The organism is Rhodococcus sp. 06-1474-1B (assembly GCF_002258885.1).
Classification (GTDB): domain Bacteria; phylum Actinomycetota; class Actinomycetes; order Mycobacteriales; family Mycobacteriaceae; genus Rhodococcoides; species Rhodococcoides fascians.
Window position 1 is genome coordinate 55481 of the sequence record NZ_NOYR01000028.1, and the last position, 21730, is coordinate 77210.

Genomic DNA, 21730 nt, shown 5'->3' on the forward strand with positions numbered 1-21730 from the left:
GTCGACTCGACGCGCGAGATATGCGGACGGTGCCCGGCACAGCATCGTCGATCGGGCGGCACGTCCTGGCCGAGTTCGTCGGTGACGTGAACCTGTCGGTCCGGCCGAGTAGCGTGACGTCGATGACGTCTTTCACCGATCCACGCGTGCGAGAGTTTCTGTCGGCAGGTACCCGCACCGGAAAGGTCGGCTACCTCGCTTCGGACGGACGGCCCCTGGTCGCCCCGATCTGGTTCGTCGTCGAGGACGATTCCATCGTGTTCAACACCGGAGCCGATACCGCCAAGGGGCGAGCGATCCGCAGGGATCCTCGGATCGTGTTGACCGTCGATCTCGAAGAGCCGCCGTACGGGTTCGTGCAGGTGCAGGGCGTTGCCTCGATCGACGAGGATCCCCGAGAACTGGTGCGTACGGCCACCGAGATCGGAGCGCGGTACATGGGCCGCGACAGAGGGGAGGAGTTCGGCAGACGCAACGGAGTTCCGGGCGAATTGATCGTTCGTTTGGTACCTACCAAGGTGATTGCCGCTTTCGACATGACGGCGTGACAACCGACGAACTCCGCGCGTGCGGGCCTGTAGATTGGCCGGGTGCCGAATCCAGCCACCGGTTCTGCACGTACGGGGGCGGGTGCTCTCGACGCGTGCTGGGCATGTAACGGTCCGGCCCATCTCGACGGATAAGTACTGAAAGGTAACTTCCGAGTTGTTCATGGTGAGAAAATAGAGATCGACGTAGTCAGCTTGCTCGATGTGTTCGGTGCCCATCGTTGTCCGCCGCTTCGGCGGCCGGTGGGGGCGCGTGTGATTGTGGGAAAGAGAGGAATCGATTGGACCCGCTAGGTGTGGAAGGTGCTGGAGACGACGACACGGGAGTCGACAGTCGGCAGCATCCCTCGTTCCCACTGTCACCGGCCCAATTGGGGATGTGGTTCGCGCAGCACGTGGACCCCTCGGTACCCGCCAACATCGCGCAGTACGTCGAGCTGCGCGGTGATCTCGACGTCGAACTGTTGCGGCGCGCATCGTCGCGCGCAGCCCTCGAACTGCAGTCCGGTTTCGTCCGTATCACCGAGATCGACGCGGAGCCACGACAGATCGTCGACCCCACCCTGGACGACTCGCTCGGACTGGTGGATCTGCGCGGCGAGAACGACCCTCGCGCGGCCGCCCTCGAGTGGATGCACGCCGATTACAGCGCTCCGATCGACATTCTTCGCGATCGACTGATCGCCGCCACCGTCCTGCGTATCGAGGACGATGTCTGGTTCTGGTACGAGCGCGTGCACCACGTCGTTCTCGACGGCTTCGGTGCCGTGACCTTCATGAACCGCGCTGCGGAGTTGTACACGTCCGAGGTCGAGGGCACCGAACCGACGAAGAACCTGGCCTCGGATCTGACCAAGGTCTACGACATCGAGATGTCCTACCGCGATTCGAGCCGCTTTCAGGCCGATCGCGAATACTGGGCGTCGCGGATCGACGGAATCGACGGAGTCACCACCCTCGCCGGACACACCGCTCCGCCGGCCCCGAAGAGTCAGATCGACAGCACCGCTCTGTCTGCCGACACGATGGGCAGTCTCGATGCCCTGCGCGCCGAAACCGACACGACGATGGCGACCATCGTCATCGCCGCGTTCGCGGCGTATCTGGCCCAGATGACCGGCCGCGAGGACGTCGTGCTGTCACTGCCGGTGACCGCGCGAACCACCGCGGTTCTGCGCCGCTCCGGCGGCATGGTGTCCAACGTGGTGCCGCTGCGGTTCGACGTCTCGGGCGACACCACCGTCGAAACGATGCTGGCGCGCGTCAACGCCGAGGTCTCCGGTGCACTGCGCCACCAGCGGTACCGGCACGAGGACATTCGCCGCGACGCCGGCGGCGCAAGCGGTCAGGCTGCGTTCTTCGGTCCCTGGGTCAACATCATGCTGTTCTTCGGCGAGGTGCGCCTGGGATCGATGGTCGGCGGGATCAACATCCTCTCCACCGGCCTCATCGAGGACTTCGGACTGAACCTCTACACGAGCGTCGCCGGGGCCACGACCCACATCGACTTCGAGTCCAACCCCAACCTCTACGGCCCCGATCAGTCCGGCCGCAATCACGAGCGGTTCGTCGACTTCCTCGGCCGTTTCGTGGCAGCAGCCCCGACGGACCTCGTCTGGGACCTGGCTCTGACCGACGGATCCGAGCGCGCACTGGTCGTCTCCGAGTGGAACCACACCGAACACGAGACCACGCCCAGCACTCTGCTCACCGCCTTCGAGGCTGCTGCGGCAGCTCGTCCCGACGCCACGGCTCTGGTGTACGAGGGCGACGTCCTGACTTACGGAGAACTGTCGGCGCGGGTGAACGGCCTCGCTCGCCATCTGATCGACATGGGCGTCGGCCCGGAGACTCTTGTCGGCTTGTCCATTCGACGCTCGTTCGATCTTGTGGTCGGCATGTACGCCATCGTGGCGGCAGGCGGAGCGTGGGTACCGATCGACCCGGATCATCCTGCCGAACGCACGGCCTACATCCTCGACTCCGCGCAGCCTCGGTGCGTACTGATCTCGTCGCGTGACGACGTGTCGCTGCCCGAGGGCACCGACACGGTCGCCGTCGATCTGGTCGATTTGTCCGCCCGGTCGTCCGCTCCGGTCCGCGATGCGGAACGGATTGCGCCGCTTCGTGTTTCGAACACCGCGTACGTCATCTACACCTCCGGCTCCACCGGCCGCCCGAAGGGCGTCGCCGTGGAGCACGCCGCCATCCACAATCAGATGGAGTGGATGCTGGCGGAGTATCCGATGGATACCACCGATGTCTATCTGCAGAAGACGGCGACGACGTTCGACGTCTCGCTGTGGGGTTTCTTCCTGCCGCTTCGAGTGGGCGCGACGATGGTGCTCGCCACCCCCGACGGGCATCGCGACTCGGTCTACGTGGCGAACAGGATCGCCGAGCATCGCGTCACGGTCACCGACTTCGTGCCCTCGATGCTGACCGTGTTCGTCGCCAACGCGCCAGCCAACACCTGTGCTTCGCTGCGTCACGTCTTTGTGATCGGCGAGGCGCTTCCGGTCGAGACGGCAGCAGCATTCCGATCCGTCTGCGCCGCAGGACTGCACAACCTCTACGGTCCCACCGAGGCGGCGGTCTCGGTGACGTACCACGAGAGCAGCCCACAGGACACGCGAACCGTCCCGATCGGTGTGCCAGAGTGGAACACCCGGGCCTTCGTACTGGACAGCCGGCTGCGACCCACTCCGGTGGGAGAAGCGGGCGAGCTCTACCTCGCGGGCGTCCAGCTCGCGCGGGGCTACGTGGGTCGCCCCGACCTGAGCTCGGATCGGTTCGTGGCCAACCCCTTCGGCGACGCCGGAGAGCGGATGTATCGCACCGGCGACCTCGTTCGGTGGCGCAGCGACGGAGTGCTGGACTACATCGGACGCACTGACTTCCAGGTGAAGTTCCGTGGCCAGCGCATCGAGCTGGGCGAGATCGAAACCGTGCTGCTCGCACACGAATCCATCTCGCAGGCAGTGACATTGGTCGTGCAGACGGTCACCGGCGACCAACTCGTCGCCTACGTCGTCGCCGGGCCGGGGAAGTCCATCGACTCCGCCGAGGCCATCGAATTCGCCGGGCATGCGCTGCCGTCCTACATGGTTCCCGCAGCAGTGGTCGTGCTCGATGCGCTGCCGCTCAACACCAGCGGGAAGCTGGATCGAAAAGCGTTGCCGGAGCCGGTGTTCACCAGCGCCAAGAAGTACCGAGCACCGCAGAGTCGCGCGGAATACGTCGTCGCCGGAATCTACGAGGACCTGCTCGGCGCGTCCAAGGTCGGTCTGGACGAGGACTTCTTCGAGCTCGGCGGCAACTCGCTGATCGCCACACAATTGGTGACACGAGTCGGCGGCGCACTCGGAGTACGCCTGGGAGTGCGCGAGCTGTTCGAGGCTCCCACCGTCGGCGCACTGGCTGCCCGGGCCGAGTCGGCCGCCGGCCGCGGATCCGACACCCCGATCCTCGAATCCCGGGAACGCCCCGAGCGCATCCCACTCTCGCCTGCACAGCAACGCATGTGGTTCCTCAACCGGTTCGATCCGGCCACTGCGGTGTACAACCTGCCGTTCTCGGTCCATCTGAGCGGCCCACTCGACGTGAGTGCCCTGTCGGCTGCATTCGCAGACGTCGTGGAACGACACGAGACGCTGCGCACCGTGTACCCGGAAGTGGACGGATCGCCCGAGCAGGTCGTGCTCAACGCGGCCAGGACACCGGCCACGATCACCCCGATCCGCATCGAACGGCACGAGCTCGGTGGCCGACTGCACGAGTTGGTGGCCAAGGGCTTCGACGTCACGATCGACACGCCGTTCCGAATCGCGCTGTTCGAGATGTCGCCCACCGAGTACGAACTGGCGATGGTCCTGCACCACATCGCTGCCGACGGAGCCTCCTTCGGACCGTTGGCGCGCGACGTCCTGCTGGCCTACTCGAGCCGGATACAGGGCCGCGCTCCCGAGTGGACGCCGCTCGAGGTCCAGTACGCCGACTACGCGCTCTGGCAGCGTGCGGTACTCGGTCCCGAAACCGATCCGCATTCGCTCGCTGCACGCGAAATCGCCTATTGGAGTGCCACACTCGAGGATCTACCCGATCAGCTGGCGCTGCCGTCGAGTAGGCCCCGCCCCGCCGTGTCGTCCAACGCAGGCAGCAAGCTGCGCATCGAGATTCCGGCCCGGTTGCACAGTGCTCTGGCCGATCTCGCCCGCGCGAACAACTCGTCGCTGTTCATGGTGATGCAGTCGGCGTACGCGCTGTTGCTGGCTCGACTGAGCGGCACCACCGACATCGCCATCGGCGCGCCGGTGGCCGGTCGCGGTGAGCCTGCACTCGACGACCTCGTCGGAATGTTCGTCAACACGTTGGTACTTCGTACCGATGTCGATCCTGCACTGTCGTTCGAGCAGCTGCTCGCTCGCGTCCGCGACACGGACCTGTCGGCATTCGCGCATGCCGACGTTCCGTTCGAGCGCCTGGTCGAGGTTCTCAATCCGGTCCGCTCGACATCACGGCACCCGTTGTTCCAGGTGGCGCTCTCCCTGGAATCGGCCATGTCTCGTGAACTCACCGTCGGCGGGCTCCGCGCCGTGGCCGCCGAATTCGATGTCCCGATAGCGAAATTCGACCTCCAGCTCTGGCTCACCGAGCATCAGGTCGACGGAACTGCCGCGGGTATCGATGCGGTGTTCGAGTACGCGACCGATCTGTTCGACGCAGATGTGGTCGACAGCTTCGCGCGGCGCTTCCTCGGAATTCTGGACGCAGTCACCACCGACGCGTCGGTTCCGGTCGGCGATGTCGACATCGTGGACGCCGCCGAATACGAGTCCGTCGTGTCCACCTGGAACGTGTCCGGGCCGGACGTCTCTCGCGACGTGACGTTGATCGACCTGCTCGACGCCGCGGCCTCGGCTCAGCCGGACGGAGTGGCCGTGCGCTTCGGCGACACGTCGTTGACGTACGCCGAGTTCGATGCTCGGACCAATCGCCTTGCCCGCGTACTGATCTCGCACGGCGTCGGCCCCGAGAGCCTCGTCGCGGTCGCCCTACCGAGGTCGGCGGAACTCGTCGTCGCGCTGGTTGCGGTCGTGAAGGCCGGTGGCGGTTACCTCCCCGTCGATCCGAGCTACCCGCTGGACCGCGTCGAGTACATGCTCGACGATGCGCGTCCGACATCGATTCTCTTCTCGGGAACGGACCCGATCGAGCTGCCCGCGGACGTCGAATCTCGTATCGGCGCAACGTTCGTCGACATCGACACGGTCGATCTGTCGTCGATCTCGGACGCACCGGTGACCGACACCGATCGCATTCGCCCGCTTCGCCCCACCAACGTCGCGTACGTCATCTACACCTCGGGGTCTACCGGTCGCCCCAAGGGTGTTCTGGTGCCGCACCGCAACGTGGTTCGGCTGCTCGCGAACACCGATGCGGTCTACGGCTTCGGAGCCGACGACGTGTGGACGATGTTCCACTCCTACGCGTTCGACTTCTCGGTGTGGGAACTGTGGGGTCCGTTGCTGTACGGCGGCACTCTGGTGGTCGTCGACTACTTCACCTCGCGCTCACCCGAAGCGTTCCATCAGCTGCTCGTGGACGAACGAGTGACGGTGCTCAACCAGACTCCGTCGGCGTTCTACCAACTGTCCGAGGCCGATCGCAGTGCGGCCTCGACCGGCGGCGAGCTGTCTCTGCGCTACGTGATCTTCGGCGGCGAGGCGCTCGAACAGCGTCGATTGAGCGGCTGGTTCGAGCGGCACGGCGATCGTGCACCGCAGCTGATCAACATGTACGGCATCACCGAGACCACGGTGCACGTGTCGTATCAAGCGTTGGGCTCCGCGTCCGTCGCAACGACCGCATCGGTGGTCGGCAAGCCGATCGCAGGGCTGCGCGTCTACGTTCTCGATACCCGGCTCCATCCGGTCCCGGTCGGGGTGCCCGGCGAGATGTACGTTGCCGGTGGACAATTGGCGCGCGGATACCTGGGACGCGCACCGCTCACCGCGGTGCGGTTCGTGGCCGATCCGTTCGCCTCCGGCCCCGATGCCGGGTCGTTGCTCTACCGCACCGGCGATCTGGCGCAGTGGAACGCATCGGGCGAGCTCGAATATCTGGGCCGCTCCGACGATCAGGTCAAAGTGCGCGGCTTCCGAATCGAGTTGGGTGAGGTCGAGGCCGCGGTCACCGCGCACCCCGCCGTCACCCAGGCCGCCGTCGTCGTCCGTGAGGATTCGCCCGGGGCGGCCCGGTTGGTCGCCTACGTGGTCTCGGCGGTGGCGAACGGTCGGCCGACCCTCGACCTCGAGGATCTGCGAACCGGTATCGCCGAACTGTTGCCGGAGTACATGGTTCCGTCGGCGTTCGTTGCACTGGAGACGATTCCGTTGACGGTCAACGGAAAGCTGGACCGGCGCGCACTGCCTGCGCCGGTGTTCGAGGTGCGAGATTTCCGCGCACCGACGACACCGATCGAAGAGATCGTCGCCGACGTCTTCGCCGAGGTCCTCGGCGTCGAGAGAGTAGGACTGGACGACGACTTCTTCGAGCTCGGCGGTAACTCGCTGATCGCCACCCAGGTGGTCTCGCGGCTCGGAGTGGCACTCGACGCCACCGTGCCGGTGCGCATGCTGTTCGAGGCGTCGACGGTCGCGCTGCTCGCGGTGCGCGTCGAACAGGCGGCGGGGGAGGGCGGCCGGACTGCACTGGTCGCGACCGTCCGTCCGGAGCGCATCCCGTTGTCGCTTGCGCAGCAACGCATGTGGTTCCTCAACAGGTTCGACGTCGACTCCGCCGCATACAACATTCCGTTCGCGCTGAAGCTGACCGGCGACCTGGATGTCGCCGCACTGCAGGTCGCCATCATGGATGTGATCGACCGGCACGAGTCGCTGCGCACCGTCTATCCCGACACCGCGCACGGACCGCAGCAGTCCATTCTCGACGCCGCTCAGACGGTGCCGAACCTGATGCCGATTCCGACCTCGGCAGCCGACATTCAGCGACAGGTCTTCGCGCTCGCGTCGACGACGTTCGACGTCACCGTCAACGTTCCGATCCAGGCGCGACTGTTCGAGATCGGCCCACGCGAACACGTGATCGCCATGGTGGTGCACCACATCTCGGCCGACGGATGGTCGATGGGACCGCTGGCCCGAGACATCATGATCGCCTACGCCTCGCGCACCGCGTGGGAGAACCCGGCCTGGATGCCGTTGGAAGTGCAGTATGCCGACTACAGCCTATGGCAGCGTTCGGTTCTGGGCTCCGAGGACGATCCGCAGTCGTTGATCTCCGGTCAGGTGAACTACTGGGCCGACATCCTCGCCGGTCTACCCGACCAGCTCGATCTGCCGACCGACCGGCCGCGCCCCAGTCGCCAGTCCTACCAGGGCTCCTCCATCGGATTCGACGTGCCTGCCGATGTGCACCAGGGCCTGTCCGCTCTGGCACATACCCACAACGCATCGCTGTTCATGGTCGTCCACGCCGCACTGGCCGTGCTTCTGGCCCGACTGTCGGGCACCGAGGACATCGCCATCGGTACTCCGGTCGCCGGCCGCGGTGACGCAGCGCTCGACGACGTCGTCGGCATGTTCGTCAACACGCTCGTTCTGCGCACCGACATCGACTCCGGACGCACGTTCTCCGAACAGATCGGCCGCGCGCGCGAAGTCGCGCTCGGAGCCTTCGGCCACGCCGATCTACCGTTCGAGCGTCTGGTCGAGGTCCTCAACCCGTCGCGGTCGCAAGCTCGACACCCGCTGTTCCAGGTCATGCTCTCGTTCGAGAACCTCACCCGAACACACGTCGACCTGCCGGGCCTGTCGGTGGACAGCGTCGCCCTCGATGCCGAAATCGCCAAGTTCGACCTGCAGCTCACCGTGACCGAGTCGATCGGACTGGACGGCCGCGGACAGGGCATGTTCGCCGAACTGACCTACGCGACAGACCTTTTCGATGCCGAGACCGTTCGCGGGTTCGCCGACCGGTTCGTACGGATGCTCACGGCCGTGGTGGCCGATTCGTCGGTGGCCGTCGGCGACATCGATCTGCTCGACGACGGCGAGCACGATCGCGTGGTGGCCGAATGGAACGACACCGAACACGAGGTCCCCGCCGACATCACTCTGGTGGACCTGTTCGACCGACAGGTCGCCCTGACCTCGGACGCAACTGCACTGGTCTTCGAGGGTGAGCGGCTGACGTATGCCGAGTTCGATGCACGGGTCAACCGTCTTGCGCGCCATCTGGTCTCGCTGGGCGTCGGGCCCGACACGTTGGTCGGCCTCGCGATCGCCCGCAGCCTCGACCTGTTCGTCGGCATGTACGCGATCGTCAAGGCCGGGGCCGGATACGTGCCGATCGACCCGACCCAACCGGCGGATCGCAACGACTACATCGTGGCCACCGCGGCACCGATCCGGGTGTTGTCCACCGTGCGCGATCACGTCGAATTCCCCGACGTCGACACGATCGACATCGACACGCTCGATACTTCGAACCTGTCCTCGGAACCGTTGCGCGACAGCGACCGACGCGCCCCACTGCGTTCGCGGAACCTCGCGTACGTCATCTTCACGTCGGGTTCGACGGGCCGTCCCAAGGGTGTCGGGGTGTCGCACGACGCGATCGTCAACCGACTGCTGTGGATGCAGGGCGAATACGCCCTGACTCCGCGCGACGTGGTGCTGCAGAAGACGCCGTCCACGTTCGACGTGTCGGTGTGGGAGTTCTTCTGGGCGCTCCAGGTCGGTGCCTCGGTGGTGATCGCCGTTCCCGACGGTCACCGAGATCCCATCTACTTGCTCGATGTCATTGCACGCGAACGTGTCTCGGTGGTGCACTTCGTGCCGTCGATGATGTCGGTGTTCGTGCCCGAAGTCGAGCGGCGTCGCAGCGCGGGAGCCTCGCTCCGACTGATGTTCGCCTCCGGCGAGGCGCTACCGCCCACCACCGCTCGCGCACTGCGGCGTGCGGTCGCCTCGGTGGAACTGCACAACCTGTACGGACCGACCGAGGCTGCCGTGGACGTGACGTACCATGCGGTCACGGATTCGGATTCCGACGTGATGCCGATCGGTGCTCCGGTCTGGAACACCGCTGTCTACGTGCTGGATTCGCGACTGCATCCCACCCCGGTCGGTGTTGCAGGTGAGCTCTATCTCGCCGGCACCCAGCTCGCGCGTGGCTATGTGGGACGCCCCGACCTGACCGCGGACAGGTTCGTCGCTCACCCGTTCGCCGATGGCGGCGCGCGGCTGTACCGCACCGGCGACGTCGTGCGCTGGAATCGCGACGGCGAGCTCGAATACGTCGGGCGTTCCGACTTCCAGGTCAAGTTGCGCGGCCTGCGCATCGAACTGGGTGAGATCGAAACGGCGCTGCTCGCGCAGCGGTCGGTCTCTCAAGCCGTTGTCGTGGTCCGCCGCGACCAACTCGTCGGATACGTGGTTCCTTCGGGGGTGTCGGTCGACACCGGAGCCGTTCTGTCGGCGCTACGCGGCCGTCTGGCGGAGTACATGGTGCCGTCGACACTGATCGTGCTGCCCGAGTTCCCGCTCGGCGCCAGCGGAAAGCTCGACCGAAAGGCGTTGCCCGACCCCGCATTCGAGGTCACCGAGTACCGCGAACCGACCAACGACATCGAACGCACCGTCGCCGAGGTGTACGCCCAGGTGCTGGGCGTCGAGCGCGTGGGTCTCGACGACGACTTCTTCGAGCTGGGCGGAAACTCGCTCATCGCAACGCAACTCGTGTCCCGACTCGGCGTCGCGCTGGACACCCGGATCGCCGTTCGCGAGCTGTTCGACGCGTCCTCGGTGGCCGACCTCGCAGCCAGACTGGGCACCCTGGTCGCCACCGGCAGCAGGCCGCCGCTGGTACCGCAGCAGCGTCCGCAGCACATTCCGCTGTCGCTGGCGCAACAGCGGATGTGGTTCCTCAACAAGTTCGACGTCGAATCGGCGGCCAACAACATCCCGATCGCCGTCCGGTTGTCCGGTCTGCTCGACCGCCGGGCCATGCAGATCGCGGTCGCGGACGTCGTCGCCAGGCACGAGTCTCTACGGACGGTGTTCCCGGAGACCGACGGCACGGCTCATCAGGTGATCGTCGACGCGCAGTCGGCCACACCGGAATTGACGCCGATCGAAATTTCCGCGCATCAGGTGGCCGATGCCATGCGCGAGCTGGCGACGACAGGATTCGACCTGTCGAAGGACCTCCCGTTCCGTACCCGGTTGTTCGAGGTGAGCCCCACCGAGCACCTGCTGGTGTTCGTGGTGCACCACATCGCCGCCGATGGTTTCTCGCTCGGCCCACTCACTCGCGACGTCATGAATGCCTATGCGGCGCGGTCGATGAACCAGGAGCCGTACTGGACTCCGCTTCCGGTCGACTACGCCGACTACAGCCTGTGGCAGCGCGAGGTGCTGGGCTCCGAGGACGACCCCACGTCCGTGGTCTCGCAGCAGATCGACTACTGGACGACTACGTTGGCCGGTCTGCCCGATCAGCTCGATGTGCCCTCCGACCGTCCCAGGCCGGCAGTGGCATCGAACAGCGGTGCGCTGGTGCGTTTCTCGATCGACGGAGAACTGCATCGCGCTCTGATCGAGGCGTCCCGACGTGAGAACGCGTCGCTGTTCATGCTGGTGCACACCAGCCTCGCGGTACTGCTGTCGCGGCTGTCCGGCGAGACCGACATCGCGATCGGCACACCGGTCGCGGGCCGCGGTGAGGCGGCGCTCGACGATCTGATCGGCATGTTCGTCAACACCCTCGTGCTCCGAACGGAGATCGACACCGCGCGCAGGTTCGACCAGGTACTCGCCGATGCTCGCGAGACCGACCTGTCGGCGCTGGCACACGTGGACGTTCCGTTCGAGCGTTTGGTGGAGATCCTCAACCCGGTACGTTCCACGGCACGTCATCCCCTCGTGCAGGTGGTGCTCGCGTTCCAGAACCTGGGGCAGAAGGATCTCGAACTACCGGGACTGTCGGTCTCGGGCGTCGACTTCGAGACCCTGGTTGCACTGTTCGACCTGCAGTTCACGTTCGTCGAATCGTTCGGACCCAGTGGCGCGGCGCAGGGTATGACGTTCGATGTCACCTACGCCACCGACCTGTTCGACGAGTCCACGGTGGTCACCCTGGGTGAGCGCCTGATCAAGGTCCTCGAATCCGTCGCCGACAACCTCTCGACCGTCGTGGGCGACATCGAACTGCTCGACGACGTCGAGTACAAACGCGTGCTCGACGACTGGAACGACACCGACCACGACGTCGACCGGTCGCAGACGCTGGCCTCCCTCGGGCGGTCGGTCGAATCCGACGGAACCGCACTGGTATTCGGTGACGAGTCGGTGTCCTACGGCGAGTTCGACGCACGGGTGGCTCGTCTTGCGCGGTACCTCGTCGATCGTGGTGTCGGGCCCGAGACCACCGTGGCGATCGCTGCCCGTCGTTCGGTGGAGCTCCTCGTCGGAATTCACGCGATCGTCGCGGCGGGCGGTGCCTACGTACCGATCGACCCGGATCAGCCTGCCGAGCGAATTGCGCACATCCTGCGCACCGCGGCACCGGTGTGTGTATTGAGCACGTCACGAGACTCGGTGGATGCCGACGGGCTCGACGTGATCGACATCGACCTTCTCGATCTGTCCGGGTTCTCCGATGCACCGATCACCGACGCGGACCGAATCGGTGCACTCGCACCGACGAACACCGCATACGTCATCTTCACGTCCGGGTCGACCGGGCAGCCGAAAGGCGTGGCCGTCACACACGAGGCAATCGTCAACCGTCTGCTGTGGATGCAGTCGGAGTACGAGCTCGCCGCCGACGATGTCGTGCTGCAGAAGACCCCCGTCACGTTCGACGTGTCGGTGTGGGAACTGTTCTGGCCGTTGCAGATCGGGGCGACGCTGGTCATCGCGAAGCCGGACGGGCACCGAGACCCGCAGTACCTGCTCGAGACCATCGAGGCGCAGGCGGTCACGACGGCACACTTCGTGCCGTCGTTGCTCGAGGTCTTCGTCTCCGTCGTCGCAGCCGAGTCGTCGTCTGCAGCCGCGTCGCTGCGGACTCTGTTCGCCTCCGGTGAGGCGCTGCCCGCCGAGGTCGGCGAACGCGTCCGACGCGTCCTGCCGGGCGTGGCGCTGCACAACCTCTACGGACCCACCGAAGCGGCTGTCGACGTCACCTATCACGAGGTGTCCGAGGCGGACGTCGACCTGGTTCCGATCGGTGTTCCGGTGTGGAACACCAGAACGTACGTCCTCGACTCCCGACTGTCCCCGGTTGCTCCCGGCGTCGCAGGTGAGCTCTATCTCGCCGGAGTACAACTGGCCCGTGGCTACCTCGGTCGAGTGGATCTGACGGCAGATCGATTCCTGCCGGATCCGTTCGGCGAACCGGGTTCTCGCATGTACCGCACCGGCGATCTGGTGCGCTGGCGGGAGTCCTCGTCTCACACCGGGCGTCTGGAGTACTTGGGCCGCACCGACTTCCAGGTCAAGTTGCGTGGCTTGCGCATCGAACTCGGGGAGATCGAGACCGTGCTGCGCCGGCACCCGTCGGTGGAGTCTGCCGTGGTGCTGGTTCGGCAGACGGCCGTCGCCGGAGATCAACTGGTCGCCTATGTGGTCCCCGCCTCCGGTGCTACCGTCGACGTGGCCGACCTGACGGCGTTCGCCGCCCGCTCGCTCGCCGGGTACATGGTTCCGGCTGCGACCGTCGTGCTCGACGCACTTCCGCTGACCGCCAACGGCAAGCTCGACCGGCGCGCGCTCCCGGCACCGGATATCGAGCAGCGTGCCTTCCGCGCTCCGACGACCACGTCGGAAATCGTGGTGTCGCAGGTGTTCCGCGACGTGCTCGGCGTCGACGTCGTCGGAGCCGACGACGAGTTCTTCGCTCTCGGCGGTAACTCGCTCGTGGCGACCAGGGTGGCGTCGCGCATCGGTGCCGCGACGGACACCACGGTCAGTGTCCGGACCATCTTCGAGGCGTCGACGGTGGCGGCTCTGGCGGCGAAGCTGGACGAACTCTCGGGATCGGGACGAAAGACTCCTCTGGTGCGCACCGAGTTGCCGGACTTCGTTCCGCTGTCGCTCGCCCAGCGCCGGATGTGGTTCCTCAACCGTTTCGATGTCGATTCGGCAACGGAGAATCTGCCCGTCGCCATCGAACTGATCGGTGACCTCGACGTCGTCGCGCTGCGCTCTGCCGTGGCCGACGTGATCGAACGGCACGAATCGCTGCGCACCGTCTACCCCGAGGTGGACGGGGTGGCCTCTCAGGTCATCGTCCCCGCAGCGCAGGTAGCTCCGGAGCTGGCACCGACGAAGGTCACCGCCGACGACGTCACCGCCGCCCTGGCCGAGTTCTTCGTGCAGGGTTTCGACGTCACGGCCGCACCCCCACTGCGCGCCATTCTGCTCGAGCTCGACTCGAACCGGCATGTGCTGGCCTTGGCCACACATCACATTGCCGCAGACGGTTTCTCGATCGGACCGATGACTCGCGACCTCATGGTCGCGTACGCGGCCCGGAGTGCAGGAAGCGAACCGGGTTGGGCACCGCTTGCGGTTCGCTACGCCGACTACACCCTGTGGCAGCAGACCGTGCTCGGTTCCGAGAGCGATCCCGATTCACCGGTGTCCGGCCAGATCCGACATTGGACGCGAACGCTGTCGGGACTGCCGGACGAGAGCACGTTCCCCGGCGACCGAGTGCGTCCCGATCGGTCGTCCTACCGCGGCGGCAACATTCGGCTGACGCTCGATGCGCAGACGCATGCGCGTCTCGGCGCGGTAGCCCGTGCCAATCAGAGCTCACTGTTCATGGTGTTGCACTCTGCTCTCGCGGTGTTGCTCTCCCGGTTGTCGGGCGAAACCGACATCGCCATCGGTACTCCGGTCGCCGGTCGCGGTGAGGCGGCACTCGACGACGTCATCGGTATGTTCGTCAACACCCTCGTGCTGCGCACCGAGATCGATCCCGGTGCTGCCTTCACCGAACTGCTCGCCCGTACGCGCAACACCGATCTGTCGGCGTTCGCGCACGCGGAGGTACCGTTCGAGCGACTCGTCGAGGTACTCGACCCACCGAGGTCGGCCGCGCGGCATCCGCTGATCCAGGTGATGCTCACCGTGCAGAACATGGAGCAGACCGAACTCGAGCTCCCGGGCCTGACCGTGCGCGGAGTCGATCTCGACGTCGAGACGGCGAAGTTCGACATTCAGTTCACGTTCACCGAGAACCAGGCGGACGGCAGCTCGGCCATCGACGTGACGTTCGCCCGTGATCTCTACGACGAGGACACAGCCCGCGCCTTCGGTGAGCGCCTGATCCGCGTGCTGGAGTCGGTCGGAACCGATGCCGAGCAGCCCGTCGGGGACATCCCGGTGATGGATACGGCCGAGCGCGATCACGTTCTCGCCCTTGCCCAGGACGCACCGGCGGTCGCGGATTCTGCCGACTCCATCGTCTCCCTGTTCGCGGCCAGGGTCGCGGAGAACCCGGACGCTGCCGCCGTCGTCTTCGACGGTCGGTCGCGCACGTACGGAGACATCGACACCGAGTCGACGGCACTGGCGAGAGTTCTTGTCGCACAGGGTGTCGGCCGCGAATCCGCGGTCGCAGTCGTACTGCCTCGCACGGCCGATCTCGTGGTGGCGCTGCTCGCGGTGCTCAAGGCCGGAGGCGCATATGTACCGATCGATCCGTCGTACCCGGCCGATCGCATCGAGTTCGTGCTCGCCGACTCGCGTCCCGCCGCGGTACTGACCTGGACCGGTGTCGAGGTCGCGCTACCGCCGGAACTGCCCAGGGTCGACATGGACACCCCAGCGGACGATTCCCGGTTCGCAACGGACGTCCTTCGCGCGGTGACGGCCGCAGAAGCTGCGTACGTCATCTACACCTCGGGTTCGACCGGTACCCCCAAGGGCGTCGTCGTCCCGCACCGCAACGTCGTCCGCCTGCTGGCGAACACCCAGCGGCACTTCGATTTCGGTCCCGCCGACATCTGGACTCTGTTCCACTCGTACGCGTTCGACTTCTCCGTGTGGGAACTGTGGGGCCCGCTCACCACGGGTGGCACCGTCGTCGTGGTCGACTACTTCACGTCGAGGTCGCCGGAAGCGCTGCGCGAGTTGTTGATTCGCGAACGCGTGACCGTGCTCAACCAGACCCCGTCTGCTTTCTACCAGTTCGACCAGGCCGACCGCACGGCATCGGGTGCTGCCGAGTACGCGCTGCGCTACGTCGTCTTCGGCGGAGAGGCGTTGGAGCTGCGTCGATTGAGCGGTTGGTTCGATCGGCACGGCGATCGTTCCCCACAGTTGGTCAACATGTACGGCATCACCGAAACCACCGTCCACGTCTCGCATCGGGCGCTCGATGCGCAGGCTGCCGCGGTGGCATCGGGGTCACTGGTGGGTCGGGCGATCTCCGGGTTGTCCGTGTACGTGTTGGATGCGCGACTCGGCCTCGTGCCGGCGGGTGTCCCGGGAGAGATGTACGTCTCGGGCGGTCAGGTGGCGCGGGGATACCTGGGTCGGCCGGACCTGACGGCGACACGATTCGTGGCAGATCCCTTCGCAGGCGACGGATCCGTGCTCTATCGCACCGGTGACGTCGCCCGGTGGTCGCCCACCGGTGAGCTCGAATTCGTCGGTCGCGCAGACGATCAGGTCAAGATCCGCGGCTTCCGCATCGAACTGGGCGAAGTCGAATCGTCGGTTCTGTCGGCTCCGGCCGTCGGACAGGCCGCGGTGATCGTGCGCGAGGACGCTCCCGGTGCCGCACGCCTGGTTGCTTACCTGGTGCCCGCAACCGGTTCCACGATCGACGTCGACGCCGTCCGTGCGTCGGTGGCCGAGCAGCTCCCCGAGTACATGGTCCCGTCGGCGTTCGTGGTGCTCGACGCAATTCCGTTGACCACCAACGGAAAGCTGGACCGGCGAGCGTTGCCCGAACCGGCCGCACGAACCCGTGAGTTCAGGCAACCGACGACTCCGATCGAGTCCATGGTCGCCGAGGTGTTCGCCGACGTCCTCGGTCTCGACCGGGTCGGTCTCGACGACGACTTCTTCGAACTCGGCGGCAACTCGCTGGTGGCCACCCAGGTGGTGTCCCGACTCGGTGCCTCCGCCGACACGACGGTCCCGGTTCGGGCATTGTTCGAGGCCCCGACGGTCGCGGCACTCGCCGCGAGGGTCGAGCAGGGCTCGGGCGCGCGGCCGGCGCTGGTGCCAGGGCCTCGTCCCGATCGAGTTCCACTCTCGCTCGCGCAGCAGCGGATGTGGTTCCTCAACCGGTTCGACTCGGACTCGACGGCGTACAACATCCCGTTCGCCCTGCGGCTGAGCGGCGATCTGAACGTCGGCGCGTTGCAGAGCGCGGTCTCGGACGTCATCGAGCGGCACGAGACACTGCGATCGGTGTACCCGGATTCGCCCGAGGGACCGCATCAGGTGGTCGTGCCGATGTCCCAGGTGCCGACGACTCTCGACGTGATCGACACCGACGCGGAATCGGTGACCGCTCGGGTGCTGGAGCTGCTGGCGTCGACGTTCGACGTGACCGCAGAGGTTCCGTTGAAGACCTCGCTGTTCCGAGTCTCCGACACCGAGTTCGTGCTGGCGATGGTGGTCCATCACATCAGCGCCGACGGTCTGTCGATGATGCCGTTGTCGACCGACGTCATGACGGCCTATGCCGCCCGTACCCGGCATTCCGATCCCGCATGGGCTCCGCTGCCGGTGCAGTACGCCGACTACGCGCTCTGGCAACGCGACGTTCTCGGCTCCGAGGACGACGCCGAATCGATTGCAGCGCAACAGATTCGATACTGGTCTGCCGCGCTGTCGGAGTTGCCCGAGCAGATCGAGCTACCTCTCGATCGCCCGCGTCCGGCGAGCCAGACGTTCCGCGGCAATCGCATCGATTTCCGAATCGACGTCGACGCGCACGCGCGTCTCGCGGAACTGGCACGTGCGCACAACGCGACCGTCTTCATGGCCGTGCATGCGGCCTTCGCAGTGCTGCTCTCGCGGATCTCGGGGTCCTCGGACATCGTCGTGGGTACACCCATCGCAGGTCGCGGCGAGGCCGAGATCGAGAATCTCGTCGGCATGTTCGTCAACACCCTGGTGTTGCGACTCGATGTTCCGGGCGAGGCGACCTTCGGTGATCTCCTCGACGCCGCGCGTGAAACCGATCTGCAGGCGTTCGCCAACTCGGACATCCCGTTCGAGCGGCTCGTCGACGTGGTCAACCCCACGCGCTCGACGGCTCGGCACCCGCTGTTCCAGGTCGGCTTCTCGTTCCAGAACTTCGCTCGCCGCGAGTTCGAGCTCGACGGGTTGGAAATCTCGGCGCTCGACACCGAGACCGGCAACTCCCAGTTCGATCTGCATCTGATCGTGTCCGAAGCCCAGCAGGGCGACGGCGCGGCAGGTGGCTTCGATGCCCTGCTGACGTACGCGACGGATCTGTTCGACGAGAGCACGGCCCGTTCACTCGTGGCCCGCTTCGAGGCCGTGCTGGCCGCCGTCGTGGCGTCGTCGTCGACACCCATCGGCGATCTCGACGTGCTGCTGGACGGCGAGCGATCTGCGATCGTCGAGGACTGGAACGACACGGTTCACGATTTCGGTGCCGTGGAACACACGACCCTGCCCGATCTGTTCGGTGCAGCCGCCGAACGCGACCGCGCTGCAGTCGCACTCGTCCACGACGACGGCGTGGTGACGTACGGAGAGTTCGCCGAGCGGGTCTCGCAGCTCGCGCGGCACCTGATCGGCATGGGTGTCGGGCCGGAAGTGCCTGTCGGCCTTGCCATTCGACGCTCGGTCGATCTCCTCGTCGGCATGTACGCCATCTCGACGGCAGGCGGGGCGTACGTTCCGATCGATCCGGACCAGCCGTCCGAGCGCAACGCGTTGGTCCTCGAGACAGCCGCTCCTGCGTGCATTCTGATCTCCGGCGATGTGGGTGCCGAGATCACCGATGCTGCCCCGATCGTGGATCTGGCCCGGTTCGACGCCGATGCCTACTCGGGTGCTCCGGTGGACGCGCCCGAACGCACCGGTGCGCTCACCGCAGCCAACACCGCGTACGTCATCTTCACGTCCGGATCGACCGGTCGTCCGAAGGGCGTTGCGGTCTCGCACGGGGCCGTCGTCAACCAGCTGAACTGGCTGCGTGCGGAGTACGCACTCGACGAGACCGACGCAGCGCTGCTCAAGACCGCAGCCACGTTCGACCTGTCGGTGTGGGAGTTCTGGTCGCAGCTGACCTCCGGCGGACGGCTCGTCGTGGCCGAGGCCGACGGTCATCGTGACCCCGACTACCTGCTGGAGCTGATTCGCACGCAGTCGGTGACGACACTGCACCTGGTGCCGTCGATGCTGTCGATGCTCGGCACCGTCGCCGCGGGCGAGGTATCGCCGAGCCTGCGGCGGGTGCTGGCGATCGGTGAGGCACTGCCCGCTGCCGTTGCACAGGAGTTCCGCAAGCGGAACGGATCGACCGACCTGCACAACCTGTACGGGCCGACCGAGGCAGCGGTGTCGGTGACCGCGCACGCGGTGACGGACGCCGATACGACCGCGGTGCCGATCGGTGTTCCCGAGGCGAACACGACGGTGTTCGTGTTGGACTCGCGGTTGCATCCGGTGCCTGCGGGTGTCAGCGGCGAGCTCTACCTGGCCGGCGCGCAGCTGGCGCGCGGCTACTTCGGGCGCGCGGACCTGACGTCGGAGCGATTCGTCGCCAATCCGTTCGACGCGAACGGTTCTCGGATGTACCGCACCGGCGACCTGGTGCGCTGGCGGGTGCCCGTCGTCGACGGAACGCCGGCCCCGGCGCACCTCGAGTACATCGATCGGGCCGACTTCCAGGTGAAGATTCGCGGATTCCGCATCGAGCTCGGTGAGATCGAAGCGGCCCTGCGGTCGCAGCCGGCAGTGGCAGATTCGGCCGTCGTGGTGCACAGCGGCGAGTCCATGGGTGACCAGTTGGTGGCCTACGTGGTCGGCCGAGCCGGGGAGGTCGTCGATGTCGCGCACGTCGAATCCGAACTCTCGCATCTCGTTCCGTCGTACATGGTGCCTGCGGCATTCGTGGTGCTCGAAGCGCTACCGCTCAATGCCAACGGAAAGCTGGACCGAAAGGCGCTGCCCGCGCCGCACTTCGAGGCCACCGAGTTCCGCGCACCGGTCACCCCGATCGAGGAGATCGTCGCGACGACCGTTGCCGAACTGCTCGGGCTGGACCGCGCGGGGCTGGACGACGACTTCTTCGCCCTCGGCGGAAACTCGTTGATCGCAACCCAACTGGTCTCGCGCCTCGGCCAGGCTCTCGACGCGCAGATTCCCGTGCGATCGGTGTTCGCGGCGTCCACGGTGGCGGGCCTCGCTGCACACATCGCGCCGCTCGTCGGCGGCGGTGCCCGTCGGGAACTGACGGTGCGCGAGCGTCCCGATCGACTACCCCTGTCGATCGCCCAGGAACGGATGTGGACGATCAACCGCATCGACCCGGGTTCGTCCGCGTACAACATCCCCGTCGCGGTGCGGTTGACGGGTGCCCTCGACATCGCCTCGCTCCGCGGCGCGTTCGACGATGTGCTCGGTCGCCACGAGATTCTGCGGACGGCCTACCCCGATTCGGTCGACGGCCCGGTGCAGCAGATCGGTGGCGTCGCCGACGTCGGGGTGGCGCTCGAACCCGAACAGGTGGCACCGGACGCCGTGGTGTCCCGTCTGACGGACGTCCTCGGTGCGGGATTCGACGTGACGAAGACCGTCCCGGTCCGGGCTGCGCTGCTGCAGGTCGGCGACGACGAACACGTCCTCGCCGTGGTGGCTCACCACATCGCCGCCGACGGGTTCTCGATGGGGCCGTTGATCCGCGATGTCATGGTCGCCTACACCGCTCGGGTGGCGGGGGAGATGCCGTCGTGGGCACCGCTGCCGGTGCAGTACGCCGATTTCGCGCTGTGGCAGCGTGACGTACTCGGCCGCGAGGACGACCCGGACAGTCCGCTGGCGAAGCAGCTGGCCTACTGGACCGCCGAGCTGGCGGGAGCGCCGGAACAACTGGCACTGCCGCTCGATCGTCCACGGCCACCTCGACCGACCATGGAAGGCGCGTCGTACGGCTTCACCTTCGGTTCCGACGTGGCGTCGGCCATAGAGAAGATCGCCCGCGAGCATGCGGCGACGACGTTCATGGTGGTGCACAGTGCGTTCGCGGTTCTGCTGGGCCGGTTGAGCAACTCGTCGGACATCAGCATCGGCACCCCGACCGCAGGACGCGGCGAGGAGCAACTGGACGACCTGGTGGGCATGTTCGTCAACACGTTGGTGCTGCGCACGCAGATCGATCCGAACGGCACGTTCCTGGACCTGGTACGTCAGGCGAAGGACAAGGACCTCGCGGCGTTCGGCCACGCGGACGTTCCGTTCGAGCGGCTGGTCGATGCGCTCGGCCGCGCTCGGTCGAGCGCCTACACACCGCTGTTCCAGGCGATGTTGACGTTCCAGAACCATGCGACGGGCACGTTCGAGTTGCCGGGCCTGCAGGTGCAGGCGCTGCCGGCAGGCGACGATCAGGCGAAGTTCGACCTTCAGCTGACGGCCGTCGAGAACTTCGACGAGACCGGAGCGCTGCAGGACATCGAGGCGACGTTCACCTACGCGACGTCGCTCTTCGATGAATCGACGATAGCGACGTTCGCCGAGCGGCTGTCGAAGATTCTGCGGACGGTCGTCTCCGATCCGGAGGTGGTGCTGCGATCCATCGACATCCTCACGGACGAGGAGAAGGCCGAGTTCGCGCCGCGCGCCAAGCCGAAGACGGTCGACGATCTACCGCAGTTGATTGCCGACGCAGCGGCGACCGCGCCCGATGCGGTGGCGCTCGAGCACGAATCGACGAGTGTCGATTTTGCGGCCCTGAACGCCAAATTGACGCAGATGTCGGCGACGATGGGCGCGGCGATGAAGCCGCAGGCTCTGGTGACGGTCACGCTGTCCGCACTGATTCCGGGCATCTTGCCCGCCCTCGGTGCAGAGGGGTTGTCGACCGCTCTGGCATCGTTGATCCAACGGGCGGAGTCGGTGATCGCGTCGTCGTGACGAAAGCCGAGCTCGCCG

General features: G+C 66.2%; 2 protein-coding genes, 1 tRNA gene and 1 pseudogene. 3 read left to right on the forward strand and 1 reads right to left on the reverse strand.

Annotation, left to right across the window (positions count from 1 at the left end; translation table 11 throughout):
• Positions 1–122 precede the first annotated feature (122 nt).
• Both CH266_RS17390 and CH266_RS26045 read left to right on the forward strand, forming a co-directional pair.
• Positions 123–548, forward strand: a complete 426-nt coding sequence (locus CH266_RS17390; protein WP_027496298.1) for a PPOX class F420-dependent oxidoreductase — start codon at positions 123–125, stop codon at positions 546–548.
• Positions 549–925: 377 nt separating this feature from the next.
• A pseudogene (locus tag CH266_RS26045) lies at positions 926–10393 on the forward strand (amino acid adenylation domain-containing protein); the annotation flags it as partial.
• Between the two features lie 355 nt (positions 10394–10748).
• On the opposite strand, the gene CH266_RS25515 reads toward CH266_RS26045, so the two are convergent.
• A tRNA-OTHER gene (locus CH266_RS25515) sits at positions 10749–10855 on the reverse strand.
• Between CH266_RS25515 and CH266_RS25520 the strand changes: the two genes are divergently transcribed.
• Positions 10808–21712: a non-ribosomal peptide synthetase gene (locus tag CH266_RS25520; protein ID WP_255175946.1), complete on the forward strand. Its 10905-nt coding sequence runs from the start codon at positions 10808–10810 to the stop codon at positions 21710–21712. The genes CH266_RS25515 and CH266_RS25520 overlap by 48 nt on opposite strands.
• Positions 21713–21730: the final 18 nt, after the last annotated feature.

Bases quoted from the DNA above. Each gene is read 5' to 3' on its own strand.
- CH266_RS17390 (WP_027496298.1), top strand. From the start codon at position 123: ATGACGTCTTTCACCGATCCACGCGTGCGAGAGTTTCTGTCGGCAGGT.